Annotated in this window: 25 protein-coding genes; 14 read left to right on the top strand and 11 right to left on the bottom strand. The window is 69.1% G+C overall.

Going from position 1 to position 26,003, the window contains the following annotated elements:
* On the bottom strand, nt 1-881 hold an 881-nt coding region (locus ACPYOG_RS05225; protein WP_481293193.1), incomplete at its 3' end, for an amidase domain-containing protein.
* Between the two features lie 266 nt (nt 882-1,147).
* Between ACPYOG_RS05225 and ACPYOG_RS05230 the strand changes: the two genes are divergently transcribed.
* The 6 genes from ACPYOG_RS05230 to ACPYOG_RS05255 all read left to right on the top strand — a co-directional run bounded on the left by ACPYOG_RS05230 (nt 1,148) and on the right by ACPYOG_RS05255 (nt 9,309).
* Nucleotides 1,148-3,211, top strand: coding sequence for an MDR family MFS transporter (locus tag ACPYOG_RS05230; protein WP_481293194.1), 2,064 nt, complete (start codon nt 1,148-1,150; stop codon nt 3,209-3,211).
* Nucleotides 3,212-3,436: 225 nt separating this feature from the next.
* Complete coding sequence (locus ACPYOG_RS05235) at nt 3,437-4,759, top strand: ABC transporter substrate-binding protein (protein ID WP_481293195.1); 1,323 nt, start codon at nt 3,437-3,439, stop codon at nt 4,757-4,759.
* Nucleotides 4,760-4,826: 67 nt separating this feature from the next.
* Nucleotides 4,827-5,915 (top strand): carbohydrate ABC transporter permease, encoded by a 1,089-nt coding sequence (locus ACPYOG_RS05240; RefSeq protein ID WP_481293196.1) that lies wholly within the window; start codon nt 4,827-4,829, stop codon nt 5,913-5,915.
* On the top strand, nt 5,912-6,805 hold the full coding sequence (locus ACPYOG_RS05245; protein WP_481293197.1) for a carbohydrate ABC transporter permease: 894 nt from the start codon (nt 5,912-5,914) through the stop codon (nt 6,803-6,805). The genes ACPYOG_RS05240 and ACPYOG_RS05245 overlap by 4 nt, the downstream gene beginning before the upstream one ends.
* 2 nt (nt 6,806-6,807) lie before the next feature.
* The gene (locus tag ACPYOG_RS05250) at nt 6,808-8,259 is read left to right on the top strand and encodes a GH1 family beta-glucosidase (protein WP_481293198.1); all 1,452 of its coding nucleotides are present in this window, start codon (nt 6,808-6,810) and stop codon (nt 8,257-8,259) included.
* Between the two features lie 27 nt (nt 8,260-8,286).
* Nucleotides 8,287-9,309, top strand: a complete 1,023-nt coding sequence (locus tag ACPYOG_RS05255; protein ID WP_090041043.1) for a LacI family DNA-binding transcriptional regulator — start codon at nt 8,287-8,289, stop codon at nt 9,307-9,309.
* 112 nt (nt 9,310-9,421) lie between these two features.
* Here the strand turns inward: ACPYOG_RS05255 and ACPYOG_RS05260 are convergent, their stop codons facing one another.
* Nucleotides 9,422-9,967, bottom strand: a complete 546-nt coding sequence (locus ACPYOG_RS05260; RefSeq protein WP_481293199.1) for a CGNR zinc finger domain-containing protein — start codon at nt 9,965-9,967, stop codon at nt 9,422-9,424.
* 45 nt (nt 9,968-10,012) lie between these two features.
* On the opposite strand from ACPYOG_RS05260, the gene ACPYOG_RS05265 reads away from it, so the two are divergent.
* A complete protein-coding gene (locus ACPYOG_RS05265) occupies nt 10,013-11,266 on the top strand; it encodes an MFS transporter (RefSeq protein ID WP_481293200.1) in 1,254 nt (417 codons plus the stop codon).
* Nucleotides 11,267-11,278: 12 nt separating this feature from the next.
* Nucleotides 11,279-12,136, top strand: a complete 858-nt coding sequence (locus ACPYOG_RS05270; protein ID WP_481293201.1) for an alpha/beta fold hydrolase — start codon at nt 11,279-11,281, stop codon at nt 12,134-12,136.
* Between the two features lie 100 nt (nt 12,137-12,236).
* Here ACPYOG_RS05270 and ACPYOG_RS05275 read toward each other — a convergent pair whose 3' ends face one another.
* Nucleotides 12,237-13,367, bottom strand: a complete 1,131-nt coding sequence (locus ACPYOG_RS05275) for a sensor histidine kinase (protein WP_481293202.1) — start codon at nt 13,365-13,367, stop codon at nt 12,237-12,239.
* Between the two features lie 13 nt (nt 13,368-13,380).
* A complete protein-coding gene (locus tag ACPYOG_RS05280) occupies nt 13,381-14,085 on the bottom strand; it encodes a response regulator transcription factor (RefSeq protein ID WP_481293203.1) in 705 nt (234 codons plus the stop codon).
* A gap of 143 nt (nt 14,086-14,228) precedes the next feature.
* Between ACPYOG_RS05280 and ACPYOG_RS05285 the strand changes: the two genes are divergently transcribed.
* Together ACPYOG_RS05285 and ACPYOG_RS05290 are read left to right on the top strand one after the other, a co-directional pair.
* Nucleotides 14,229-14,675 (top strand): DM13 domain-containing protein, encoded by a 447-nt coding sequence (locus ACPYOG_RS05285; RefSeq protein WP_481293204.1) that lies wholly within the window; start codon nt 14,229-14,231, stop codon nt 14,673-14,675.
* Nucleotides 14,672-15,202, top strand: coding sequence for a DoxX family membrane protein (locus tag ACPYOG_RS05290; RefSeq protein ID WP_481293205.1), 531 nt, complete (start codon nt 14,672-14,674; stop codon nt 15,200-15,202). Before ACPYOG_RS05285 ends, ACPYOG_RS05290 begins: the two co-directional genes overlap by 4 nt.
* Before the next feature lie 99 nt (nt 15,203-15,301).
* On the opposite strand, the gene ACPYOG_RS05295 is transcribed toward ACPYOG_RS05290, so the two are convergent.
* Nucleotides 15,302-16,126, bottom strand: coding sequence for a phosphatase PAP2 family protein (locus tag ACPYOG_RS05295; protein ID WP_481293206.1), 825 nt, complete (start codon nt 16,124-16,126; stop codon nt 15,302-15,304).
* Nucleotides 16,127-16,223: 97 nt separating this feature from the next.
* Complete coding sequence (locus ACPYOG_RS05300) at nt 16,224-17,111, bottom strand: DNA-methyltransferase (protein ID WP_481293207.1); 888 nt, start codon at nt 17,109-17,111, stop codon at nt 16,224-16,226.
* Nucleotides 17,112-17,163: 52 nt separating this feature from the next.
* Here ACPYOG_RS05300 and ACPYOG_RS05305 point away from each other — a divergent pair, with 52 nt between their 5' ends.
* A complete protein-coding gene (locus ACPYOG_RS05305; RefSeq protein WP_481293208.1) occupies nt 17,164-18,042 on the top strand; it encodes a hypothetical protein in 879 nt (292 codons plus the stop codon).
* A 390-nt stretch (nt 18,043-18,432) separates the two neighbouring features.
* On the opposite strand, the gene ACPYOG_RS05310 is transcribed toward ACPYOG_RS05305, so the two are convergent.
* A complete protein-coding gene (locus ACPYOG_RS05310; RefSeq protein WP_481293209.1) occupies nt 18,433-18,954 on the bottom strand; it encodes an ATP-dependent zinc protease family protein in 522 nt (173 codons plus the stop codon).
* A gap of 26 nt (nt 18,955-18,980) precedes the next feature.
* Here ACPYOG_RS05310 and rimK point away from each other — a divergent pair, with 26 nt between their 5' ends.
* Nucleotides 18,981-20,180 carry a 30S ribosomal protein S6--L-glutamate ligase gene (gene rimK / locus ACPYOG_RS05315; RefSeq protein WP_481293210.1) on the top strand — a complete coding sequence of 400 codons (1,200 nt, stop codon included), beginning with the start codon at nt 18,981-18,983 and terminating at the stop codon, nt 20,178-20,180.
* Nucleotides 20,181-20,191: 11 nt separating this feature from the next.
* Here the strand turns inward: rimK and ACPYOG_RS05320 are convergent, their stop codons facing one another.
* Together ACPYOG_RS05320 and ACPYOG_RS05325 are read right to left on the bottom strand one after the other, a co-directional pair.
* Nucleotides 20,192-20,755: a permease prefix domain 1-containing protein gene (locus ACPYOG_RS05320; protein ID WP_481293211.1), complete on the bottom strand. Its 564-nt coding sequence runs from the start codon at nt 20,753-20,755 to the stop codon at nt 20,192-20,194.
* Entirely contained in the window at nt 20,737-21,075 is a 339-nt protein-coding gene (locus ACPYOG_RS05325) for a PadR family transcriptional regulator (RefSeq protein ID WP_481293212.1), read from the bottom strand. The genes ACPYOG_RS05320 and ACPYOG_RS05325 overlap by 19 nt, the downstream gene beginning before the upstream one ends.
* Nucleotides 21,076-21,153: 78 nt before the next feature.
* Between ACPYOG_RS05325 and ACPYOG_RS05330 the strand changes: the two genes are divergently transcribed.
* Nucleotides 21,154-23,403: a PEP/pyruvate-binding domain-containing protein gene (locus tag ACPYOG_RS05330; protein WP_481293244.1), complete on the top strand. Its 2,250-nt coding sequence runs from the start codon at nt 21,154-21,156 to the stop codon at nt 23,401-23,403.
* A gap of 44 nt (nt 23,404-23,447) precedes the next feature.
* Here the strand turns inward: ACPYOG_RS05330 and tal are convergent, their stop codons facing one another.
* Both tal and folE read right to left on the bottom strand, forming a co-directional pair.
* A complete protein-coding gene (gene tal, locus ACPYOG_RS05335; protein ID WP_481293213.1) occupies nt 23,448-24,551 on the bottom strand; it encodes a transaldolase in 1,104 nt (367 codons plus the stop codon).
* Between the two features lie 58 nt (nt 24,552-24,609).
* A complete protein-coding gene (gene folE / locus ACPYOG_RS05340; RefSeq protein ID WP_481293214.1) occupies nt 24,610-25,260 on the bottom strand; it encodes a GTP cyclohydrolase I in 651 nt (216 codons plus the stop codon).
* Between the two features lie 82 nt (nt 25,261-25,342).
* Between folE and ACPYOG_RS05345 the strand changes: the two genes are divergently transcribed.
* Nucleotides 25,343-26,002 (top strand): helix-turn-helix transcriptional regulator, encoded by a 660-nt coding sequence (locus tag ACPYOG_RS05345; RefSeq protein WP_481293215.1) that lies wholly within the window; start codon nt 25,343-25,345, stop codon nt 26,000-26,002.
* Nucleotide 26,003: the final 1 nt, after the last annotated feature.

A 26,003-nucleotide genomic window follows, 5' to 3' on the forward strand; every position in this document is an offset into this window, starting at 1 on the left:
CTCCAGAAGTGACCGACGGCGCCGGGGTGGTCGACGGTGATGGCCTGGTCGAGGTCGCGATAGTCGCTGTCCTCGTTGTGGCCCACCATCTTGATCTTGATCTGGCCGTTCACGTTCTGCACGGCGGACACGATCTGCACGTGGTCGAGGGAGTCGTTGTCGTTCCAGTCGAACATGACGATGTCACCGACCTTGATCTTGTCGCGCTGGTCGAAGGAGTACTCGGTCAGACCGAGCTTCGCCGCGTTCTCGCGGAAGTACTCGTCCATGGACGGCACGTATCCCCAGGCGGGACTCCATTCGGCCGCTGCGTCGCGGTTGTACCAGTCGGCGTTCATCTGCCAGCCGCGAGCGATCAGCGTCTGGCTGACGAAGTTGGCGCAGTCTCCCCCGACCGGGTTGAGGTCGCCGTACTGGGCGGTGTTGTAGTTCTTCCAGTACGTCAGCGCGTAGGCGAGCTGCTTGTCGACCGGGGTCTGCACCTGGTAGTCGTACGTCTTGCCCGTGGTGCTCACGGGCTTGCCGTTCTTGTCGGTGACGGTGATGGGAACGCTGCCGGCCTGGAAGTCCGCGGCTGCGGGGACGCTGACCACCACCTTGTCGTCCGTCGCCTTCGTCACGGTCGCAGGCTGCCCACCGATCTGCACCGTCCCGACCTTGTCGAGGTTGTCGCCGGTGAGGGTGACGGTACCCCCGGAGACGCTTCCCGCTGCAGGCTGGATGGAGGACACGACCGATGCGGCGGGTGACGGAGCGGCCGCCTGCGCGACGGCTTTCGTGATGGGCGACGGCTCACCGGCGCACGCGGTGAACGCGAGGGTCGCCGACGCGGCCACCGCGGTGACGGCGAGGATGCGGCGAGTGCGACTGAAGGGGCTCATACGACTTTCGAAGCAGGTTCGGAGAGGGACCGGTCGGCCGCTTCCCACGCTACGCCAGGAAGTTATGCGTGACCTGGATGGGGGCCACCGCGTCCGCGATGTCGTTCGCCGCTGGCGAACCACAGGGCCGAATCGACCGGCGTCGCGTTGTCAGAAACCCGGCAGAGGGTGTAACTTTGCAGTCTCCGCAAAATTCTTTTGCCCCACACCGGTGTGACGATCCGCGTGCCGGGCGTCCCCACCCGACTCTCGACCTCCGGAGACAAATGTCTACACAGACCAGCGCGCCGCCCGCCGGCCCACAACCGATCATGTCGCATCGGCAGATCCTGTTCGTGATCTTCGGCCTCATGGCCGGCATGTTCCTCTCCGCTCTCGACCAGACCGTCGTCGGAACGGCCATCCGGACGATCGGCGACGACCTCCACGGCCTCAGCGAGCAGGCCTGGGTCACCACGGGCTATCTGATCGTCTCGACCATCGCGACACCGATCTACGGCAAGCTCTCCGATATCTTCGGGCGTCGTCCGCTGTTCGTGATCGCCATCTTCATCTTCATCGCAGGGTCGATCTTCGCTTCGTTCTCGACCTCGATGATCGAGCTGGCCGCATTCCGTGCGATCCAGGGGCTCGGCGCCGGTGGCCTCATGTCCATGCCGCTGGCGATCATGGGCGACATGCTCGCGCCGCGTGAGCGCGCGAAGTACCAGGGGTACTTCCTCGCCGTGTTCGGCATCTCGAGCCTCATCGGCCCGCTGATCGGCGGCCTCTTCGCCGGTGCGAGCCAGATCCTCTGGATCGCCGGCTGGCGGTGGGTGTTCCTGATCAACGTGCCGATCGGCGTCATCGCGCTGGCGATGGTGCTGCGATTCCTGCACCTCCCCAAGCGCGAGCGCGGGTCCGCCCGCATCGACTGGTGGGGCGCCGCCGGCGTCATCGTGGCTCTCGTCCCGCTCCTCCTCGTGGCCGAGCAGGGCCGCGACTGGGGCTGGGGCAGCGCAGCGGCGCTCGCCTGCTACATCATCGGCGGCATCGGCATCGTCGCGTTCGTCATCATCGAGATCGCGATGAAGGACGACGCGCTGATCCCGATCAAGCTGTTCCGCTCCAGCACGTTCTCGATGGCGACCGTCATCGGCGTCTTCGTCGGCTTCGGGATGTTCGGCGCCATGCTGACTCTGCCGCTCTACCTGCAGCTCGTCCTCGGCTCGAGCCCGACCGTGTCGGGCCTTCAGCTGCTGCCGATGATCCTCGGTCTCATGGTGTCGTCGATCGCCTCCGGTCAGATCATCGCGCGGACCGGTCGCTACCGGCAGTTCCCGATCATCGGAACGGCCATGCTCGCCGGCGGCTTCCTGTATCTGACGTTCATCAAGGTGGGCGACTCGTACTGGTTCATCGCCGGCGCGATGCTGCTGATCGGCTTGGGCCTCGGCCAGCTGATGCAGACGCTGACGATCGCGAGCCAGAACTCCGTCGGGCTGCGCGACATGGGTGTGGCGACCAGCGCATCCACGTTCTTCCGCCAGATCGGTGGAACGCTCGGCACGGCGGTACTGATCTCCCTGCTGTTCACGGTCTTCCCGACGAACATCAAGACGCAGCTGGCGGACACCCCGACGCTGACCAGCGCCCTGGATGCGGCCCTCACGCCGTCCGTCGCCAGCGCTCCCGGCAACAAGCTGATCATGAAGCAGATCTACGACCCGATCGTCACCCCGCTCGCGAAGGGCGCCCAGGCCGCGGCCCATGAGCAGGGCGTCCAGGCGCTGGTTGCCAAGGGCATCCCGCGGGACGTCGCGGAGCAGCAGGTTCCTGCCGCGCCGATCGATTTCTCGAATGCCGACAAGCGCAAGCGGGTCGTCGACACGGTCGTGCCGACGGTCCAGACGAAGCTCAAGACCTCCGCCGGCGGGTCGAACAGTTCGGCGGTCAACGACACGTCGTTCCTGAACAATGCGGACCCCCGCCTGTCGAAGCCGTTCCTGGTGGCCTTCAACGACTCGTCGGTGCTGGTGTACTGGGTCGCCATGTTCGTGGTGCTGCTCGCCTTCGTTCTGACCCTGTTCTTCAAGGCGCCGCCGCTGCGCGCGAAGTCGGCTCTGCAGGAGGCGGCGGACAACGCCGCCGACGCGGCCGCCGCCGCGAAGGCCGAGGAGGAGGCCCGGGAGCCGGTCGGCGTCTACGCCTCCGTCTCGGACGACGACGACGAGGAGTACGACACGGGCCTCCTGGCCAATCGGGCGGCGTCGGAGTTCGGGGCGCTCATCGAGCCGGGTGCGGACACCGCATCCACTCGGGCACAGCGCCCTCGGCCCGCGACCGAGTAGCGCTTCGCGCATCGACGAACGGCCGTCGCCCTTAGCGGGCGGCGGCCGTTCGCGTCTGACATGAGATGTCCGGAAAGACGCGGATGAGAGCGCGATCACAAAAGACTTGACAGGACCGTGCGGCCCGGCTTAGATTCTGTTCCAACGCGTGAGAGCGCTCTCACCGTTTCACGTGAGAGCGCTCTCACCGCACCAGACGCACAGACACGCACAAAGGAGTGACCCGTGAAGCTCTCACGACGCACCAGGATCGCCGCGGCCGTCGCCGGCGCAGCATCCTTCGCCCTCATCGCAGCCGGATGCTCATCCAGCGGCGGCGGCGGATCCACCTCGGGCCCCGTCACGCTGACCGTCACCACGTTCGGCACCATGGGTTTCGACAAGCTCTACGCGCAGTACGAGAAAGAGCACCCGAATATCACGATCAAGGCCACCAACATCGACACCGGTGACAACGCGCTCACCGACTGGCAGACGAAGCAGGCCGCCGGCAGCGGCCTCCCCGACGTCCAGGCCGTCGAGGAAGGCTGGCTCAGCAAAGTCATGCAGGTCTCGGACCAGTTCAACGATCTGAAGGACTACGGCGCCAACGACATCAAGAGCCGCTGGGTCGACTGGAAGCTGAAGCAGGCCACCGACAAGAACGGCCGCATCATCGGCTACGGCACCGACATCGGCCCCGAGGGCCTCTGCTACAACGGCAAGCTCTTCGCTGCGGCGGGCCTCCCCAGCGACCGGGAGTCGGTCGCGAAGCTGTTCGGCGGCGACAACGCCACGTGGGACGACTTCTTCAAGGTCGGCGAGCAGTACCACAAGGCCACCGGCAAGGCCTGGTACGACCAGTCCGGCTTCATCTGGAACGCCATGGTGAACCAGCAGAAGGAGGGCTACTACACCACGGACGGCAAGCTCAACATCGAGAACAACAGCGACCTCAAGACGCTGTGGTCGAAGCTCGCCGGTGGCGCAGCTGCCGGTCTCTCGTCCAACCAGACCCAGTGGGACTGGGGCAAGGGCAAGGCGTTCACGGACGGCTCCTTCGCCACGTTCGTCTGCCCGGGCTGGATGCTCGGTGTCGTGCAGGGACAGGTCAAGGCCGGCGGCGGCGACGCCACCACCGGCTGGGACTTCGCCAACGTGTTCCCGGGCGGCGCAGCCAACTGGGGCGGATCGTTCCTGACGGTCCCGAAGCAGTCCAAGCACCCGAAGGAGGCCGCTGCCCTCGCCGCCTGGCTGACCACCGCCAAGTCGCAGGTCCAGACCTTCCAGGCCGCCGGCACGTTCCCGTCGGTCACGGCTGCGCAGAGCGACCCCGGGGTCACCGGCTCGAGCGACCTGACGAAGTTCTTCAACAACGCTCCGGTCGGTCAGATCCTCAGCGAGCGCGCGAAGGGCGTCGTCGCCCAGTACAAGGGACCGGACGACTCCGTGATCCAGTCGCAGGTGTTCGGACCGTCGGTGCAGCAGCTCGACTCCGGCAAGGCGAACGGCGACCAGGCGTGGACCAACGCCATGAAGCTGCTCAACCAGCTGGTCGTCAACAAGTAACCCGAATCCGCACCCGGGCCCCCGCTGCAGCTGAAGCGGCGGGGGCCCGCTCCACGGGAGAACCGCCATGACCACCACCGCCACCACCCGGGAAGAGCCACCGGCCGTCCCGGTCACCTCTGCCTCCGCCTCCGCCTCCCGGCGCGGCCGCGGCCCCCGCGCCGACCTCACCTTCGCGCAGCGACTGAGCCGCTTCGACGTGAAAGCGTCGCCCTACTTCTACGTCGCCCCCTTCTTCGTCCTCTTCGGACTCGTCGGGCTGTTCCCACTCGTCTACACGTTCGTCGTGTCGCTCAACAACTGGAACCTGCTGACCGGCCCCGGCGACTGGGTGGGCTTCAAGAACTACGCGTCCGAGCTGAGCGATCCGTTCTTCTGGAACTCCCTGTTCAACACGCTCAGCATCTTCCTGCTCTCCGCCATCCCGCAGCTGATCGCCGCCGTGTTCATCGCCGCGATCCTCGACCAGAACCTGCGGGCCAAGACGTTCTGGCGGATGAGCGTCCTCCTCCCCTACGTCGTCACGCCCGTGGCCGTGACGCTGATCTTCTCCAGCGCGTTCGACGAGAAGTACGGACTCATCAACAACATGCTGCAGGCCGTCGGGCTCCATCCGGTGATGTGGAAGACCGAGACGTTTCCCTCGCACATCGCCATCGCATCCATGGTCAACTGGCGGTGGACGGGCTACAACGCGCTCATCCTGCTCGCGGCCATGCAGGCGGTGCCGCGCGACATCCACGAGTCGGCCGCGCTGGACGGCGCCGGGTCGTTCCGCCGCTTCTTCTCGATCACGCTGCCGAGCATTCGTCCCACCATGATCTTCGTCATCGTCACGGCGACGATCGGCGGACTGCAGATCTTCACCGAGCCCAAGCTGTTCAATCCCTCGAGCGCCGTGCCCGGCGGGCCGCAGCGGCAGTACCAGACGACCGTGCTCTACCTCTGGGACATGGCGTTCAACCGCCAGAACTTCGGCAAGGCGTCGGCGATCGCCTGGCTCCTGTTCCTGCTCATCGTCATCTTCGGCGTACTGAACTTCCTGATCTCGCGCCGGATCGCCTCCACCGAGGCCCGGGTCCTTCGACGGCGCACCGCGAGACGACTCCAGGCCTCCCGCATCCTGGCCGCTTCGAGCGAGGAGAAGAACGTATGACCGCCACGACCCGCGACCTCCGGCCGTCCCGCGCCGCCCGGCCGTCCCGCTCTCCGAAGCGCCGGGCGCTCGGCATCGACCGCCGCCCCGGCTTCCTGACGTACGGCATCCTGCTCGCGATCTTCCTCGGCGGCGCCTACCCGCTGTGGTGGTCGTTCGTCGCAGGATCGAGCAACAGCACGGTGCTGACCTCGACCTGGCCGCCGCTGCTGCCGGGCGGACAGTTCTGGACGAACGTCGGCCAGGTCCTCGACACGGTCCCGTTCTGGCTCGCGCTCGGCAACTCGCTCATCGTCGCGTCCGTGATCACGCTCTCGGTCGTCACCTTCTCGACGCTCGCCGGCTACGCCTTCGCGAAGCTGCGGTTCCGCGGGCGTGAAGGGCTCATGGTGTTCGTCGTCGCGACGCTGGCCGTGCCCACGCAGCTCGGCATCATCCCGCTGTTCATGGTGATGAAGCAGTTCGGCTGGACGGGCACGCTGGGCGCCGTCATGGTGCCGACGCTGGTCACGGCGTTCGGCGTGTTCTTCATGCGACAGTACCTGGTGGATGTGATCCCCGACGAGCTGATCGAAGCCGCGCGGGTGGACGGCGCGACCATGATCGGCACGTTCTGGCACGTCGGTGTCCCGGCCGCACGCCCGGCCATGGCGATCCTCGGCCTGTTCACCTTCATGACCGCCTGGACGGACTACCTCTGGCCGCTGCTCGTCGCGCCGCAGAACCCGACCCTGCAGGTCGCTCTCAGTCAGTTGCAGTCGGCGAAGTACGTCGACTACTCGATCGTGCTCGCCGGAGCCGTGCTCGCCACCATCCCCCTGTTGATCCTCTTCGTGCTCGCCGGCCGGCAGCTGGTCTCCGGCATCATGGCGGGCGCGGTGAAAGGTTGAGAATGAAACGCACCTGGCCCGATGGCTTCCTCTGGGGGTCGGCCACCGCGGCCGCGCAGATCGAAGGCGCCGCCCACGAAGACGGAAAAGAGGACTCGATCTGGGATGCGTTCGCACGCGTGCCCGGAGCGATCGCCGGCGGCGACACTCCGGAAGCGGCGGTCGACCACTACCACCGGATGCCGGCGGACGTCGCGCTGATGGCCTCGCTCGGGCTGCAGTCGTACCGCTTCTCGACCTCTTGGGCGCGGGTGAAGCCCGGCGACCGGTCGGTAAATCCGGCCGGGCTGGCGTTCTACGACCGGCTGGTCGATGAGCTCCTCCAGGCCGGCATCCTGCCCTGGCTGACGCTCTACCACTGGGACCTGCCGCAGGCCCTCGAAGAGAGGGGTGGATGGGCGTCGCGCGACACGGCGTACCGGTTCCGCGACTACGCGATCGCCGTGTACGACGCGCTCGGCGACCGGGTCGACCACTGGACCACCTTCAACGAGCCGCTGTGCTCCTCCCTCATCGGGTACGCCGGGGGCGAGCACGCACCCGGCCGCCAGGAGCCGCGCGCCGGGCTCGCCGCCCTCCACCACCAGCACCTCGCGCACGGTCTCGCTGCCGAAGTGATCCGCGAGCGGGCTGAGGCTGAGGGGCGGGAGGCTACCCTGCGTCTCGGCATCACGCTCAACCTGACGACCGCCGTGCCGAACGACCCGGGCGACCCCGCGGATGTGGAAGCGGCGCGACGCATCGACGGGCTGTGGAACCGGATGTACCTCGAGCCGCTGCTGCTCGGCGCCTACCCCGCCGACGTGCTGGAGGATGTGCGCGAGCACCGCTTCGAGGAGCTCGTCCACGACGGGGATCTGGCCGCCATCGCCCAGCCCATCGACTTTCTCGGCGTGAACTATTACCACGACGACAACGTCAGCGGACATCCCCTCCCCGCCGATGCGCCTGAGGGCGTGACACCGACCGATCGTCCGACGTCGTCCCCGTTCGTGGGCAGCGAGTACGTGACCTTCCCGTCGCGGCACTTGCCCACGACAGCGATGGGATGGGAGGTCAACGCGGACGGGCTGCGCGAGATGCTGGTGCGGCTCGACAGGGACTACCCGACCCTCCCGCCGCTGTACATCACGGAGAACGGCGCCTCCTACGACGACGTGGTGGCGGAGGACGGGAGCGTGCACGACAGCGAGCGCGAGGACTACATCCTCGCGCACATCGACGCCGTCGGCCGGGCGATCGACGCGGGAGTGGACGTGCGCGGCTACTTCGTCTGGTCACTGCTCGACAACTTCGAGTGGGCGTGGGGATACGCGAAGCGGTTCGGCATCGTGCGGGTGGACTACGAGACGCAGGTCCGCACGGTGAAGGACTCGGGACGCGCGTTCGCTCAGGTGATCGCGCACGCGCGGGCCGGGGAGGCGCTGGAAGAGACCGCCGCATCCCGCGTCTAGCATGGACGCAGGCGAGGAGGAGGCCCGATGACGACGGAGCAGGTGGCGGGCCGCACGGTGCCCACCCTGGAGGCGGTGGCCGCGCGCGCCGGAGTCTCCCGGGCGACCGTGTCCCGCGTCGTCAACGGCTCGCCGAAGGTCACTGCCGAAGTGGTGGCCGTCGTCGAGAGGGCCATCGCCGACCTCAACTACGTGCCCAATCGCGCCGCCCGCTCGCTGGCGTCGCGCCGGACGCAGGTGGTCGCGCTGGTGGTGCCGGAGTCGACGGCGAAGGTGTTCGCGGACCCGTTCTTCGCCTCCATCGTGCAGGGGGTCGCGCTCAGCCTGGCCGACACCGAGTACACGCTGAACATGGTCATCTCGTCGGAGACCACGCCCGACAAGACCCGGCGCTACCTGATGGGCGGCAACGTGGATGGCGCGCTGGTCGTGTCGCACCACTCGGGCGACCACTCGTACGCGCAGCTCGGCGCCTCCCTCCCGCTGGTGTTCGGCGGGCGCCCGGTGAGCGTGAGCGAGCACGAGTCGTACTACGTGGATGTGGACAACGTCGCAGGGGCGCGGGTCGCCGCCCAGCACCTCATCGACCGCGGGCGGCGGAACATCGCGCTCATCACCGGTCCCCAGGACATGCCCGCCGGCCTCGACCGGCTCACCGGGTGGGCGCAGGCGCTGGAGGCGGCCGGACTGGACACCTCGCTGGTCGCCTTCGGCGACTTCTCGCCGGCCTCCGGGATGGAGGCGATGCGCCGGCTGCTCGCCGACGGGCGTCCGATCGACGGGCTCTTCGCCGCGAACGACCAGATGGCGGCCGGAGCCTATTCGGCGATCCACGAGGCCGGCCTGAGCATCCCCGGTGACATCGCCGTGGTCGGCTACGACGACGACAACTTCGGCCTGATGTCGACGCCGCCGCTGACGACGGTGCACCAGCCGTCGATCCGGCTCGGCGAGACCATGGCACGCGTGCTGGTGCGCCGGATGGCCGGCGAGTCCGTCGAACGCGTGACGCTGCTGCCCACCGAGCTCGTGGTCCGCCAGAGCACCTGACCTCCAGTCCCGCCGTCGCGCCCCCTCAGCCCCACCGTCGAGTCCGCAGAGATTGGACGCTCGCACGGCGTGTTGCGTGCAGTCTTTGTGTACTCGATAGTGGGGCGGGGGGTCAGGGGCGGGCGGAGCGCTTGCGGGCTCGGTAGGCGGCGGCTTTGGCGCGGTCGCCGCATCCGGCCATTCCGCACCAGCGGCGGTTGCCGGCCCGCGAGGCATCGAGGAACGGGCGCGTGCAGTCCACGCCCTCACACCACTTGAGGTGAGCTGCGTTCTCGGGCCGGAACGCGTCGACCGCTGCTCGCGCGACGAGGCTGAGGCAGGCTGCAAGGTCGCCGGTGGTGGCGACCCTGCGGTCGGTGCGCAGGACCGCGGTCGGGGCGGGCGCGGTGGCGTAGCGGTCGAGCTCCTCGACGGAGGCTGCGTCCAGCAGCTGCGCCGGGTCGGTCGTGAGCAGCCCCCAGATCGTCTCCCGGAGTCGTAGCGCCCGGGCGTGGCCGGCGTCGTCGACGGCGGGAAGCGCATCCACGATTCCGGCTTCGAGGAACCACTGGGCCAGGGCAGCAGGCGTGGACACCCGCTCCACCGCCGTGGTGCGCCGCTCGGCAACCGTCGCGACGAAGTCGAGGGCCAGGTTTCCCGCCACGAACTCGAACGTCACGTCACCATCTTGACAGGTGACGTTCACGAGGGCAACGTATGCGGGGTGAAGGAGCGGACTGGTGCACTCGGCGTGTACGTCGCCGCCGCGGTTCCTGCCCGGGCCGCGGGCGCGGTCGTGGCGGCGGTTCTCGCTGGGACCTCCGCCGCGGGGCCTGCTGCGGGCGGACTCCTCGCCGCCGCGCTCACGATTCCTCACCTGATCGGGCCGCTCGCCGGACGGCTGCTGGATGCGCGGCGACGGCCGGGGCCCGTGCTGGCCGTCGCGTTCACCTGGTACGCCCTCTTCGTCGCCGTCACCGCGGTCGTGCTGCCCGCGAGCATCCCGGGAGCCGCCCTGGCCCTTGCGGCGGCGGGATGCGCGGGCCCGCTGGTGACGGGTGGCCTGAGCAGTCGGCTGGCGGGGCTGCTGGCCCGGCAGAGCGCGGGCGACTCCGCGCAGCGCCGGGGGCAGGCCCTCGATGCGCTGACGTACGGCGTCGCGGGGACCGTCGGGCCCGCTGCGATCGCGGTGGCCGCAGCCGTCCTGACCCCGCGTGGCGCCCTCGCCGCGACCGGCGCGCTGCTCCTGGCCGGGGCCATCCCGGTGCTGTGGCTGCCGGCCGAATCCCGGACGAAGATGCGGCCCACGCGCCAGAGCGTGCTCCGCCTGCTGATCGTCTTCGCGCCGCTCCGCCGGACCACCGTCGCGACCATCGGCTCGGCGACGGCCCTCGCAGCCGCACCGGTGATCGCGGCCGGCCTGGCTGCGCAACGGGGTGCGCCGCCGTCGAGCGCCGCCGTCCTGATGTCGCTGTACGGAGGGGGCGGCCTGATCGCGGCACTGCTGCTGATCGCGCGGCCTTTGACCGGCCGGCCGGAGCGGCTGGTGCGCCTCGGAGTGGCCGTGGCAGCTGTGGCTCTTCTGTCGCCCCTCCTGGCGCTCGCGTTCCCGAGCGTGGGCGCTCTCGTGGGTGGCCTCGCGTTCGCCGTCGTCGGAGCGGCGAGCTCCGCCCTCTTCGCCGCGACCCTGGCCGCGCGCACCGAGTACTCGCCGCCCGGCGCGGCGGCCCGAGTGTTCGCGACGGTGGCCGGCGTCAAGGTCGCCGGCAGCGCAATCGGCGTCGCGGCGGCCGGGCTCGTCGCTCCACTGGGAGCAGGAGTCCTCGTTCTCTGCGCTGCCGCGTTCTGCGCGCTGACGCTGGTGGTCGTCCGAGTGGATGCTGCCGTGTCGGCCGTCGCATCCCGGCGACACGCAATCGGCGAGCAGCCGCCGGAGGCGTATGGTCGCGCCATGTCCGCACTGCGCGAGAAGCGCTGACCCGGGGATCGCATGTTCGAGGGATTCGAGACCGCACGGGTGGAGGTCGGCGAGGCGACCATCCACGTCCGTCGCGGCGGGGACGGGCCGCCCGTCGTGCTGCTGCACGGGCATCCCCGCACCGGAGCGACCTGGCATCGCGTGGCGCCGCTGCTCGTGGAACGCGGCTTCACGGTGGTGGTGCCGGATCTGCGCGGCTACGGCCGGTCGACGGCTCCCGCGCCGCGGCCCGACCATGCGCAGGCGTCCAAGCGCGCGATGGCTGAGGACGTCCTCGCGCTGATGCGTGCCCTCGGCCACGACCGCTTCGACCTCGTCGGCCATGACCGCGGCAGCTACGCGGCGTTCCGCTTGGGCATGGACCACCCGGAGGCCGTGCGCCGGCTGGTGCTGCTGGACAGCATCCCGATCGTGGAGCATCTCGACCGCATCACGCCGGAGTTCGCGACCGCCTGGTACCACTGGTTCTTCTTCGCCCAGCCGGACACCCCGGAACGGGTGATCGGGGCGGATCCCGACGCCTGGTACCACGGCGATCCCGAAGCGATGGGGACGGAGAACTTCGCCGAACGGCGGGAGGCGATCCACCGCCCGGAGGTGGTCCGCGCGATGCTCGAGGACTACCGCGCCGGCCTCACCGTCGACAGGGCGGACGAGGAGGCGGACCGGGCCGCCGGCCGTCGCCTGACGATGCCGCTGCTGGTGCTCTGGTCGCTCCGCGACGACCTGGAGGAGCTGTTCGGCGATCCCCTCGCCATCTGGCGCGACTGGGCCGTGGATGTGCGCGGCCACGGCATCCACTCGGGTCACCACGTCGCTGAGGAGGCGCCCCTCCTCCTCACCACCGCCCTCGTGGACTTCCTCCGCTAACCGCCGGTCCGCTAGCCGCCGGCCGCCGAGGTGCTCGTTGTTGCCGTCGACACGCCGGACGGCCGTGCAACAACGAGCACTTCGGCAGAGCGAGCGCGCGTCAGGCGGGAGAGTTGGGCAGCTCGACCGCGAGCTGGAAGCCCTCGGGCCGGTGCTCTGCGCGGACCGTTCCCTCGTGGGCTTCCACGATGGCGCGGACGATCGCGAGGCCCAGTCCCGCCCCGGACGCGCCCGGGGTTCGCTCCGGCGTCCGCGCGGAGTCCGCCAGCCAGCCGACCTCGAACATCCGGTCGAGGTCGTCCTCCGGCACGCCGGCGCCCCGGTCGAGCACGCCGATCACGGTCGCCGTCGGCGTGCGCAGGGCGGAGACCACGATGGTGCTGCCCATGGGAGCGTGCCGCACGGCGTTCCCGACCAGGTTCACGAGGACGCGTCCGAGAAGGTACGGGTCGGCCCAGACCGTGTCCGGACCCACCTCGCCGTGCGCGATCGAGATGTCGCGCGCCTCCGCCAGCGTGCGCACGTCCGAGACCGCGTCCGACACGAGATCCAGCAGCCCGACGTGCTCGCAGCGCGGCCGCAGCGTCCCGCTCTGCAGGCGCGACAGCTCGAAGAGGTCGTCCACCATGCGGCTCATGGTGTCGGCCTGCTGCCGGATGCGGCTCACGTAGTCGGCAGGATCGGCGACCACGCCGTCCTCCAGTGCTTCCGCCAGCGCCCGCACGCCGGTCAGCGGGGTGCGCAGGTCGTGGGAGATCCAGGAGAAGAAGGTGCGGCGGGCAGCATCCAATCGCTCCAGCTCCGCCCGGGCCGCCGCCAAGCGCTCGGAGGTCTCGGCGAGCTGTGCCGACATCCCGGCGAGCTCCTTCGCCTCGCCCGAACGCCGGAGGACGACCTCCCCGTCGGCGATGCGCCTCGCCGACTCGGTCAGGCCCGCGATCGACCGCCGGACGCCGCGGGCCACCAGCCAGGCGCCGACGAGACTGAAGACGCTCGAGACGGACACGATCCAGAACAGGGCCTCGACGTCGTGCGCCGAGATGTACATCCCGGCCGAAATCGCCACCGTCGATCCGGCGATGGATGCGATGGCGGCGGCCACGATGACGGCGATCCGCCAGCCGATGGATGCGCGGCGAGCGGTGCGCAGCACCACGGCGGCCACCAGGAACACGACCGAGGTGCAGCCGAGGGTGGTGAGGAGGATGATCCAGAGGTCCGAGTCCTTCACCTCGACGCTCCGTTCATGCGGGGTCGCCGTTCACGGCGAACCGATAGCCCTGGCCCCAGACCGTGAGCAGGGTGCGCGGGTCGTGGGGTTCGGGCTCGATCTTCTCGCGGAGACGGCGGATGTGCACGGTGACGGTCGACGGGTCGCCCCGGTTCCAGCCCCACACCTCCCGCAGCACTTCGTCGCGGGTGACGACCCGGTCCGCGTTCTCGAGGAAGAACACGAGAAGCTCGTACTCGCGCCCCGTGAGCAGGACCGGGCTGCCCGACGCCCACACCAGCCGGCGGACCGGATCCACGCGGAACGGCCCGGCCGAGAACACTTCCGGCGGGCCCGCAGCCGCGGTGCGCCGCACCATCCCGTGCACGCGGAGCACGAGCTCGCGCAGGGCGAAGGGCTTGGGGAGGTAGTCGTCGGCGCCGTGCTCCAGCCCCTCGATCCGGTCGTCGACGTGATCGAGGGCGGTCAGCATGATGATCGGCAGCTGGGCGGCCAGCTCGCGGGCCTCCCGGCAGAGCTCGTCGCCGCTGATCCCGGGCAGCATCCGGTCGAGGATGAGGATGTCCGGGAGCCGCTCGCGCAGGGCCCGGAGAGCGCTCACTCCGTCGGTGTAGCCGGAGACGACGTACCCGGCCGTGCGGAGGTAGTCGCGCACCACGGTCAGGACCGTGCGGTCGTCTTCGACGACCATCACGTGCGACGGGTGAGCGGGGGTCATGGTCCGAGTCTTCTCCACAGCCAGGGGACTGCGCAGCAATTCTTACAGATCTGAAATGACTGATCCCTGTGGCTCTCGCGGTTGTTACGTTCGTTCCGCTGCCGGCAGAACGCCCAGCGAAACGAACAAGGAGCACCTTCCCCATGCGCAAGAAGATCACCCTCGCAGCCGCCGCTCTGGCCCTCGCCGCCGGCCTCACCGCTTGCAGTGCGGGCGCAGACGCCGGCACGAGCTCCAGCCCCTCGTCGTCGTCCTCGTCCTCCTCGTCGGCCTCGTCCTCCTCGTCGGACAGCCGCACAGGCATGTTCGCCGGGCTCAATGGCAAGAAGGTGTCCGGCACGGTCTCGATCAGCGGCGGCACCCTCACCCTCGCGGGCTTCTCCTCGGATGAAGGCCCTGACCTGCATGTCTACCTGACCTCCGGAACAGACGAGGCCGCTGTCGGCGCGGGCAAGGAGATCAAGGCCGTCGCCTTCGACAAGGCCGACCAGACCTTCTCGCTGAGCGGCATCGACTCGTCGTCGTACACGGACGTCGTCATCCACTGCGACAAGGCGAAGGCCGTCTTCGGAGCAGCGACCCTGTCATGACCGGGCAGCTCGCGCCGGCGCCTCGCGTCGCACCGCCGGTCGTGGCGCCGCCCCTCGTCGCATCGGCCCTGGTCGGTGCGGCGAGGGTCGCCCTCGGCGTCATGTGGCTCTTCCTCGAGGGGCTGGTGAAGTACCAGGCGGGATTCGGCTCTGCGGACATCCTGCTCGTCGCCCATGCCGGTGACTCCAACTCGCGCGTCCCCGGCTACTTCACCGCGTTCGCCCATGCGACGCTCGAGCAGGCACCCTGGCTCTTCGGGATCGGGATCCCCCTGCTGGAGACCAGCCTCGGCGTGGCCCTCATCCTGGGAGCCTTCACGCGTGTGGCCGCACTGGTCTCCGCCCTGACCCTGGCGCTGTACTGGTCGGCGGACCAGCTGATCTGGGAGTACCCGCTGATGGCGCTCCTGACGGTGGTCGTCGTGGCCTGGCCTTCGGCGGCCCGGCGATTCTCGCTCACGACGATGGTGGAGCGGCTCAATCCGAGGTTCGGGAGGGTGCCGGAGGCGGTGCGCGCCTGGCTGTGACGGCCGGCCGCGACGGGCGGCGATGGTCGGTCGGCCGCGGCGGGTGGCGATGGTCGGTCGGCCGCGGCGGGTGGCGATGACCGGGATGTGCCGCCGCGCTCAGGCGAGGCGGCGGTACAGCCGGTTGCCGAGCGCGGCGAGCACGAAGCCGGTGGCCACGATCGCCGCGACACCGCCTGCGTAGGCGATGAAGAGGTGCTCGGTGCCGGACTGGGTCGAGAAGTACGTGACCAGCAGGGCGGTGATGGATCCCGCGGCGCACACCGCACCGATCCACACCAGCGGCCAGAGCGCGGTGCGCACCGGCGGCTCGGCACTGGGCAGCCGGAGCCCCGACAGCACCAGGCCCGCCAGGCAGCCCCAGAAGGCGACGACCAGCATCCCGGCGACCACATCGCTCGGACGATGCCACTGCTCCACGAGGGTGGACGCGCCGGCGGCGATCGCGAAGATCGACCCGATGACCGCGGCGAGCGGACGGAAACGCGGGGCGGCGAGCAGGAACACCACGAGGGCGGCGGAGGCGGCGACCGCCGTGTGCCCGGACGGGAGCGAGTTGGCGAGCCCCGCATCCACTCCCTTCTCCGGCCGGGAGAGGATGGTGTACTTCAGCACCTGCGTGCTCACGTTCGCGCCGATAGCAGCACCGACGGCTACCGCGAACACGAGCCAGTTGCGGCGGACGAGCACGATCACCAGTGCGAGGATCGCCCCGATGATGACGGAGACGACCGGGAGGGCGTTCAGGAAGGCTTGCGCGAACTCGATCACGCCGCCCTTCCACGCATCGGCGCCGGCGAAGGCGCGTTCGTCGATCACCTGGCCGATCCGGCTGCGCACGAAGACGAAGTAGACCGCGACGAAAAGCGCGGCGCAGACGAGCGCACCCCAGAGGAAGGGGAGAGGGCGGAGGCTCGAACGCATGGTGCAACCACCCTTCCACACGCGACTCTGAGATTTCCCGACGAACGCCGAGCGAACGCGAAGAGCCTTCCCGGTGACCGCGTCGGGCGTAGCGCGGTCAGCCGACGAAGCGCACCGCGGGCTCGCAGGCGGCCAGCCGCGCCCGCATCACGGCCACCGCTTCGGGGTTGCTGTCGACCAGCAGGAAGCGCCGGCCGAGGCCGGCTGCGACCGCTCCCGTCGTCCCGCTGCCCGCGAAGAAGTCGAGCACCCAGTCCCCCTCGCGGCTCGACGCCTGCACGATGCGGCGGAGCACACCCTCCGGCTTCTGCGTGGGATAGCCGGTCTTCTCGCGTCCGGTGGGCGACACGATGGTGTGCCACCAGACGTCCGTCGGCAGCTTGCCCAGCTGCGCCTTCTCGGGCGTGACGAGGCCCGGCGCCATGTAGGGCTCGCGTTCGACGGCGGCTGAGTCGAACAGGTACGCCGCCGGATCCTTGACGTAGACGAGGATCGTGTCGTGCTTCGCCGGCCAGCGGTTCTTCGGCTTGGCCCCGTAGTCGTACGCCCAGATGATCTCGTTGAGGAACGACTCGCGGCCGAACAGCGCATCCAGCAGCACCTTGGCGTAGTGCGCCTCGCGGTAGTCGAGATGGAGGTACAGCGTCCCGTCGGCGGCCAGCACGCGCCATGCCTCGATGAGACGTGGCTCGAGGAACCCCCAGTAGTCCTCGAAGCGATCGTCGTACTTGAGCAGGTCGCCCTTGATGCGCTCGTAGCTGCGGCCCTTGAAGCCGATCACGCTGCCGGCGCCACCCGCGGAGCGCACCGAGGTCAACGTCTGCCGCGCCTGCGGCCTGCCGGTGTTGAACGGCGGATCGAGATAGATCAGCCGGAACGATGCGTCCGGCAACCCGGCGAGCACGTCGAGATTGTCCCCCAGCGCCACCGTGTTCGGCCCGTCCGGATTCCACAGCGGAGCGGCTGCGGGAACGGGCTGGGACATGGGTCCATTGTGTCGCAGTCGGAGCCGCTCGGCCGAGCCGCCAGAATGGACTGTGCACAATCTCGGTCTCCTCTTCGATGTGGACGGACCCCTCGCGAGTCCCGTCACCCGAACCATCGCCATCCGCAGCATCGTCACGGACCTGGTCGCCATCGCGGCGGCGGGCGTCCCGATCGCGTTCATCACGGGGAGGTCGGGCGACTTCATCCGCAACCAGGTGGTCGCTCCCCTCCGCGACGCCGGACTCGGTGACGCCCTCGACCAGCACGGCGCGCGCATGTTCGGCGTGTTCGAGAAGGGCGGTGCCTGGGCGCCCATCACGGGCGAGGGGATGGGCGAGGTGACGGTGGATGAGACGGTCGCCTTCACCCCGGAAGCCGTCGACGCCATCCGGCAGCTCGTCCGCGACTGCTTCGCCGACACCATGTTCTTCGACGAGACGAAGCGCGCGATGATCTCGGTCGAGCAGCGGACCGACGTGGATGCCGAGACCTACACCGAGGCGCAGTCCCGCTTCGAGGATGCGGCGTTCGACATCCTGACCGGCCTCGGCGTCGGTCTGCGCTACGGCGAGCGCACCGTCCCCGACCGGGGCGGACAGGTGCCGTACCGGATCGACCCGACGATCATCTCCACGGACATCGAGTCGGTGCTGCTCGACAAGGACCGCGGCGCGCAACGCGCCTTCGACTACTTCGCCGCCCGCGGTCCGCTCCCGCGCCGCTGGCGGTCGGTCGGCGACTCCCGCAGCGACTACAAGATGGCCGACTTCGTCCACGACGCCGGCTACGAGGTCGCCCACGTGGATGTGCGCCCCGCCGATGGCCTGCTCGACCGCCCCTACGAGGTGATCACGATCGGCGACGCCATCCACGACGACGCGGGCGCCGAGTTCCTGGCCCACTGGCGGCGGGAACTGGGCCTCACCTGACCTCCCGGCCGGCTCCCTCCCCTCCCTCCCGGCCGGTTCCCTCCCTCCCGTCCCTCCCGGCCGGTTCCCTCCCTCCCGTCGCTCCCGTCGCGCCCTGCCGGATCCCGTCTCTCGCTGTCGCAAACGGAGGAGAATCGGCGAATCTGGAGACGGAGACGCCTCCCTTTCGCGGCCCAGCCGACGAGTCCCGTGCCCTTCTCCTCCGTTTCCGACACCCCGTCGCAGCAGTCGGAAACGGAGGAGGAACGTGCGCGGGACCGGCGTCTCGATGGGAAAGGGAGGACGTGCCGAGCGGAATGGCCCAGAAACACCTCCGTTCCCACCGAACGCACGGCACCGGGGTCTGTGCGAGGACGAGGGAGGGACGAGAGCAGGGACGGGGCGCTGACCTCAGCCGAGCTCGCTGCCGCGATTGCGGCGGCGGATCTCACGCGGCGCGCGGCCCCCGAGGAAGGAGCGCGCCGGGTCGACCAGGAACCCCTGGCGCAGCGCCTCCCGGCCGACGAGCATCCGGAACCCCATCTGATCCCGGTTCGTCAGGGTCGTCTCGGCGTGCACCGGCCGGCCGCCCAGCACGAGGTCGAGCAGCACGACGATGCGCTCCTCCGTGTGTCCGGAAGAACTGCGCACCACGCGGCGGTCGTGCACGTCGCACTCGGCGGTCACCGCATCCCGATCGGAGTCCTGCCACGGCTGCACCCGGAAACGCACGCGGTCGCCGGGAAGCTCCTCGATGTCGAAGGCGTGGAGGGAGGAGCTGCGGGCCCCGGTGTCCACCTTCACCTTGATCCACGGCACGCCGATGCCGGGAAGGCTCACCCACTCACGCCAGCCGACCGTGCGGGCGCCGAGCGGATCGGCACTTTCCGTGTCGGCGCCGGCCGTCTCGGTGGTTGGATGGAGGTCGGCCATTCCCCCATCTTCGCAGGAGCATCCCCGTGAAACTCGCCATCCTCTCGCGCGCCCCGCACGCGTACTCGACGCAGCGGCTGCGATCGGCTGCCGAGGACCGCGGTCACACGGTCAAGGTGCTCAACACACTGCGGTTCGCGATCGACCTCTCCGGGGATGAGCCGGACCTGCAGTACCGCGGGCGCCTGCTTTCCGATTACGACGCCATCCTGCCGCGCATCGGCAACTCGATCACCTACTACGGCACGGCCGTGGTGCGGCAGTTCGAGCAGATGGACGTCTACACACCGAACACCGCGAACGGGATCACGAACTCGCGCGACAAGCTGCGGGCCACGCAGATCCTCTCCCGGCACAACATCGGGATGCCGCGCACGGCCTTCGTGAACAGCCGGGCCGACGTGCGCATGGCGATCGAGCGCGTCGGCGGCGCACCGGTTGTCATCAAGCTGCTGGAGGGGACGCAGGGGATCGGTGTGATCCTCGCGCCGGAGGCGAAGATCGCAGAGTCCATCATCGAGACGTTGCACTCGACGAAGCAGAACGTCCTCATCCAGAGCTTCGTCGCGGAGAGCCGCGGCCGCGACATCCGCGCGCTCGTCGTCGGCGACCGCGTGGTGGCGGCGATGCGGCGGGTGGCCAGCGGCGACGAGTTCCGCTCGAACGTGCACCGCGGCGGCACGGTCGAGAAGGTGGAGCTGACTCCCGAGTTCGAGGAGGCGGCGGTCCGGTCGGCGCAGATCATGGGCCTCCGCGTGGCGGGCGTGGACATGCTCGAGGGCAAGGACGGTCCGCTGGTGATGGAGGTCAACTCCTCGCCGGGACTCGAAGGCATCGAGCGGGCGACCGGACTGGATGTGGCGGGCGCCATCATCGACTTCATCGACAACCAGGTCGGATTCCCCGAGATCGACGTGCGGCAGCGGCTCAGCGTCTCCACCGGTTACGGAGTGGCGGAGCTCGTGGTGCACTCCAACGCGGACGTCGTCGGCAAGTCGCTGCGCGACTCGGGACTGTGGGAGCGCGACATCACGGTGCTCACGCTGCACCGCGGCGCGTCCGTCATCCCGAACCCGCGCAGCGGAGTCGTGCTGGAGTCGGGCGACCGCCTGCTCTGCTTCGGGCGGCTGGAGGAGATGCGGTCGATGATCCCCGACCGCCGCCGGCGCCGCGCGAAAGTGCGGAAGCTGCCGAAGGCCGCGAAGGAGGCGCTCACCGAGGACTGACCTCGCCATCGTCATGGCGGAGCTGCAGGCGGGTCCTGAGGCTCACCGAGCGCGCACAGTATGGTGACGGCAGCCGCGGTCGAGAGGGCGGCGGCGGCTCCCACCCTCGGGATCCATCGCGTGAAACGGCCGGTCATCGCGACCACGGCGATCCCGGCGCTGACTCCTACGACCACCGATGGCAACACCGGGATGGTTCGCCATAACGACTGCGGGTCGAATCGCCAGGGCTGCGGAACAAGAAGAATGAGCCACCAGATGCCGACACAGGGCCCGGTCAGGAGTAAGGCAAAGACGATGCGTCGCGCTCTGGCCGTGCCGAGTTCACCTGCAAACGCGTGTGCCGTCAACGCGGGCGCCCCGAACTCTTCGATCGCGGCCGCACTGGCGTCGGCCGCCGGAAGGCCGGCGTCCATCCGCGTTCGTGTCGCCTCCTCGAGGCCGTCGCGTATTTCGGACAACACCCTGGAGCGGGCTCTCCGAGGGCCACGCAGTTCTTCCTCTACATCCCCGATGTACCCGTCAATGGCGGCCTGGGCCGTCTGATCTCCGGTCGCTAGGTCGCTGCGTGCCACGTCCCACCTCCGAGGAGGCCGGTTACCGCGGTGGAGAACTCGGTCCAGGTTGCCCGTTCTGCACCGAGCGCGTCGCGGCCGGCACGCGTCAGCTGATAGGTACGCCGCCGACGACCGCCGGACACGTCCCAGGTGCCCGCAATGAGTCCGCCTCGTTCCAGGCGGTGTAGCGCGGGGTACACCGTTCCGGTGGGAAGGTCGAAGGTCCCGCCGCTGCCCTGGCGCAGGCCATCGATGATCGCGTAACCATGGAGGGGACCGCCTTCGAGCGATGCCAGAAGCAACGCATCGAGGTGCCCTTTCAGCGTCTCGGCCCTCATAGGTAGCAACGCTACTCTTCGAGGCCGGGAAAGAGTAGTGTGCCGACAGGTAGTCTCGCTACGTAAAGTCGGGTGATCATGCAAACGCCATTCATCGGTTTGAAGGATGCGGGTCTCACGGACCGTGACGTCGTCGGCGGCAAAGCGGCGACTCTTGCGGATCTCCTTTCGGCCGGGTTTCCCGTGCCCTCGGGGTTTGTCGTGACGGAAGCCGCCATCGATGAGGCCGGCAAGGTCATCGACACGTCGGCTCTGCTCGAGTCGGCAGCCCGCGTCGGGGCTCGCCGTTTTGCGGTGAGATCGTCGGGGGCTGCAGAGGACTTGCCCGATGCGTCGTATGCCGGGCTCTACGAGACGATTCTCAATGTCACTGCGAAGGACCTCATCGACGCGGTCGAGCGCTGCTTCGCCTCCGCTCGCAGCGAGCGCGTAAGGGGCTATCGCGCCCAGCGCGGGTCGGCACCGGGAAGGCAGTCCATGGCGGCACTCGTCCAAACGATGGTCGATGCCGATACAGCCGGTGTGGCTTTTACCGTGAACCCGGTCACCGGAGCCGATGAAGCCGTGGTGACGGCCGTGACCGGGCTTGGTGAGCCACTAGTCGGCGGTGAGGCGGTCGGCGAGGAATGGACGATCACTGCCCAGGATGCGCAACGCACTCGCAGCCAGAGCTCTCCTGTCTTGGCGGAGCGTCAAGCAGAAGCGGTCGCGGCCATGGCCGCACGGATCGCGAGCCGATACGGTTCGCCGCAGGACGTCGAGTGGGCATACGAGGACGGCAAACTGTTTCTGCTGCAGGCCCGCCACATGACCGCCGTTCCCCCAGCGGTCGAGTGGAATCCGCCCGGACCCGGTCTCTGGATGCGGAACTTCCGCATCGGTGAGTGGCTCCCCGATGCGATGACGCCGTTGTTCGGTGAGTGGTTGGTTCCCGTGCTCGAGAGCGGATACCTCGACGGCATGAAGGCAACGATCGGTACCGTGGTGCCGTTCCGGTATGCGAACGTCAACGGCTGGTACTTCAACGCCGCACCCATCCCTGGTCCCCGACTCGTCGCACACGCGCTGATACAAAGCCGAGGACGAATCGTGCGCGTGCTCTTCAACGCGCTCGTGCAGGTGGGCCGTAACCCGGCCCGCGCTGACCGTGCCGTGCTCGCCGGCCTGTACCGGCAGTGGAAGCATCACCAATTGCCCACCTACCGCGACCTGATCGAGCGCTCGGAGCCCGTCCTCGAGCAAGCGGATCCGACCGATCTCATAGCGACCATCGACCGCGTCGGTCAGGCGGCGGGGGAATACCTGTGGTTCTTGGCGATCGTCGGTGGTTCGGCCTGGAAGATGGAGTCTCGGCTCACCAAATTCTGTCGCACCCATTTGGCCACGGTGCTCGAGACCCGATTGGATGGCAGCGCCCAGATCCTGCTACGCGGCCTAGCCGGGTCAGAACCTAGCCTTCCCGGCCACGCTGTTCACAGCCTCGACTGGTACCGGCCAACCGCGGGCGAGCTTGGACCGATTCGGACGACACCTCCTACGGGTCGGCAGGCAGAACTGAGGGGACAACGGGAGCGCGCGGAGGAGGTTTGTCGAAATGCCCTCGTGGGACGACCCAGAATCCTTCGACAGTTCGATGCCCTCCTCGAGGTGACGCAACGCTATGCCGCCATCCGAGAAGAGCAGGCAAGGGACCTCACCCTGGGCTGGCCACTACTCCGCCGCTGCGTCAGGCGATTGGGCGAACTCATGGCGGCAGACGGCCTCATCACCGAGCCGGACGACGTGTTCTTTCTGACTCGCCGACAACTCGCAACCGCAACTCCCTTGACCGATCAGGTCGAGAAGCAGCGAACACTCTGGAACAGACGAACGCGCTTCTCGCCGCCCCTCACACTCGGGCACCCCCCGCGCCTCATCGGCGATCTCGTCGCTAAAACGATCGAGAACGCTCGAGGGCAGACGCGGCTTCCCGAAGGAGCAATCGTCGGCCAGCCGGCCAGCGCCGGCCGCGCTACCGGACGGGTCCGGCTCATCGACAGCCCAGCGGATTTCGCCAGCTTCGCAGACGGCGAAATCCTGCTGGCCCGGGCTACCGCCCCCGCCTGGACACCGCTCTTCTCCCGCGCCGCCGCCGTAGTCACAGACGGAGGAACACTTGCGGCTCATGCGTCGCTCGTCGCCCGCGAGTACGGGATCCCCGCCGTCGTCGGAACCGTCGACGCGACACGACAGCTGAGAACCGGGCAACTCGTCACCGTCGATGGCACGTCCGGATACGTTCGTGTGCTCGGCGAGGAAGCAATTCACGTCGATCAAAGACGTGAGTGAGGCGTTGATCGTAGAAACCGACGACTTCACCCGCCGCCCCGGGCTCACCGGGGCCGGAGGGCGCCCTCCAGCTCGTCGGAGAGGGTGCTCCACGAGTCGGCGAACTTCTCGATCCCTTCGTCCTCGAGCACGGCCACCACGTCGTCGTAGTCGACTCCGACCGCGGCGAGCTCGTCGAGAACGGCCCGGGCCTCGCCGTAGCCGTCGCGCACCGAGTCGGCTGGGATGACCCCGTGGTCGGCCACCGCATCCAGAGTGGATTCGGTCATCGTGTTCACCACACCGCGGGTGACGAGCTCGACGACGTAGCGGGTGTCCGGATAGTCGGGGTTCTTCGTCGACGTGGATGCCCACAGCGGCCGCTGCGGACGGACACCGGCCGCCGAGAGCTCCCGCCAGGCGTCGCCCGCGAGCACCTCCTCGAACGCCTGGAACGCGAGCCGCGCGTTCGCGACGGCGGCCCGGCCGCGGAGGCGGTCGGCCTCCGGGGTGCCGATGGCGTCGAGCCGCTTGTCGACTTCGGTGTCCACACGTGACACGAAGAAGGAGGCGACCGACGCCATCCGCGACGGATCATGGCCGTTGCGCACGGCCTGGCGCATGCCCTCGAGGAACGCATCCATCACCTGGCCGTAGCGGGCCAGCGAGAAGATGAGCGTCACGTTGATGCTGATGCCCTCGGCGAGGCACGCGGTGATCGCCGGAAGGCCTTCGAGCGTTGCCGGGATCTTGATGAAGAGGTTCGGCCGGTCGACGCTCCACCAGAGCGAGCGCGCCTCGGCGATCATTCCGGCCGCGTCGTGGGCGAGCCGCGCATCCACCTCGATGGAGACGCGTCCGTCGACGCCGCCCGTCGCGTCGTAGCAGGGCCGGAGGACGTCGCACGCCTCCCTGACGTCGTGGGTGGTCAGTTCGCGCAGCGCTTCGCCGACCTCGGCGCCCCGTGCGGCGAGGTCTTGGAGCTGCGTCTCGTACGTCTCCCGCTTTCCGATGGCGGCGGCGAAGATCGTCGGATTGGTGGTGACCCCGGTGACGTAGCGATTCTCGACGAGGGAGGCGAGACGGCCCGAGCGGAGCATCTCCCTGCTCAGATCGTCGAGCCAGATCGAGACTCCGGCGTCGGCCAGTGCGGACAGCGGATCGGACATGATCGGTGCTCCCTTCTCGGTGATGCAGGCGGCGACACTTCCATGATCGCCGGGAAGCTCAGGACGCGATACCGGTGACGGCCAGGAATTCGGCGCGCGACCGCGGGTCGTCGCGCAGACTGCCGAGCAGCGTGGAGGTGACGGTGCTCGATCCGACCGCGTTGGCGCCCCGCAGGGTCATGCACGAGTGCTCCGCGGCGATGACCACACCGACGGCGCGCGGCTGCAGTTGCTCCTGCAGCCAGTCGGCCACCTGCTTGGTCAGCCGCTCCTGCGTCTGCGGACGACACGCGAACAGCTCGACCACCCGGGCGAGCTTGGACAGGCCGAGGATGCGATCGCCCGGCAGGTAGGCCACCCAGGCCCGGCCGGTGAACGGCAGCAGGTGGTGCTCGCAGAGGGAGCGGACGGGGATGTCGCGGGCGACGACCAGCTCGTCGTACCCCTCGTCGTTCGGGAACGTCGTCATCTCGAACGGCCGCGGCGTGAGCATCTCGGCCCAGGCCCGCGCCATCCGGCCAGGCGTCGCGTGCAGGTGCTCGGACTCGAGGGGGACACCGAGGGCGGTCAGGAACTGGGCGGCGGCCGCCTCCGCCGCTGCCGCGTCGATCCGCCCGGGCGAGGTGACGGCATGCAGCTCCGGGCGTTCGGGCCGCTCCGCACGCTCGTCGCGCTCCGCCATCTCCACCGCGTGCACAGCGCCGTTCATGGTGAGCCTCCCTGTCGGCTTTTCTCCAGCCTGCGACGACAAAGCCCTTTTTGTCAAGATGCATTGTTGATAGAATCGCGGTATGGATGAGCGGAGCCGCGAAAGCGCACTGGAGGGCATCGGTGCCCTCTCCGATCCCGCGCGCCGCCGGCTCTACGAGTACGTCGGCTCGCGGGACCTGCCGGTGGGCAGGGAAGAGGCCGCCACGGCCACCGGCATGAGCCGGAGCCTCGCCGCCTACCACCTCGATCGCCTCGCCGAGGCGGGGCTGCTGGAGACGAGCTACGCCCGCGAGGACGGCCGCACGGGGCCGGGAGCGGGACGACCCGCCAAGCGATACGTCCGCAGCCGGACCGAGACGACCGTGTCCGTGCCCGAACGCGACTACCGGTTGCTCGCGCACCTCCTGACCGACGCTGTCGCGGCGGACTCCACCGGCCACCTCCGCGATGCCCTGCTCACCGCGGCGGAGGCCGAGGGCCGCCGCAGCGCAACGCCCGAGAGGGACCTGCTCGACGACCTCCGCGACCGCGGCTACGAGCCGGCCGTGGCGGAGAACGACGACGTCGTCCTCCGCAACTGCCCGTTCCACCACCTCGCGCAGCGCCACGCCGACGTGGTCTGCAGCGTGAACCACGCTCTACTGCGCGGCGTCCTCGCCGGGCACGAGGACGACCCGGAACGAGCGGAGCTGGTCCCCCCGGAGCCGCACTGCTGCGTCGTGGTGCGCTCCACATCCTGAC

The sequence above is a fragment of the Leifsonia sp. HAY1-4F genome, from assembly GCF_056755275.1.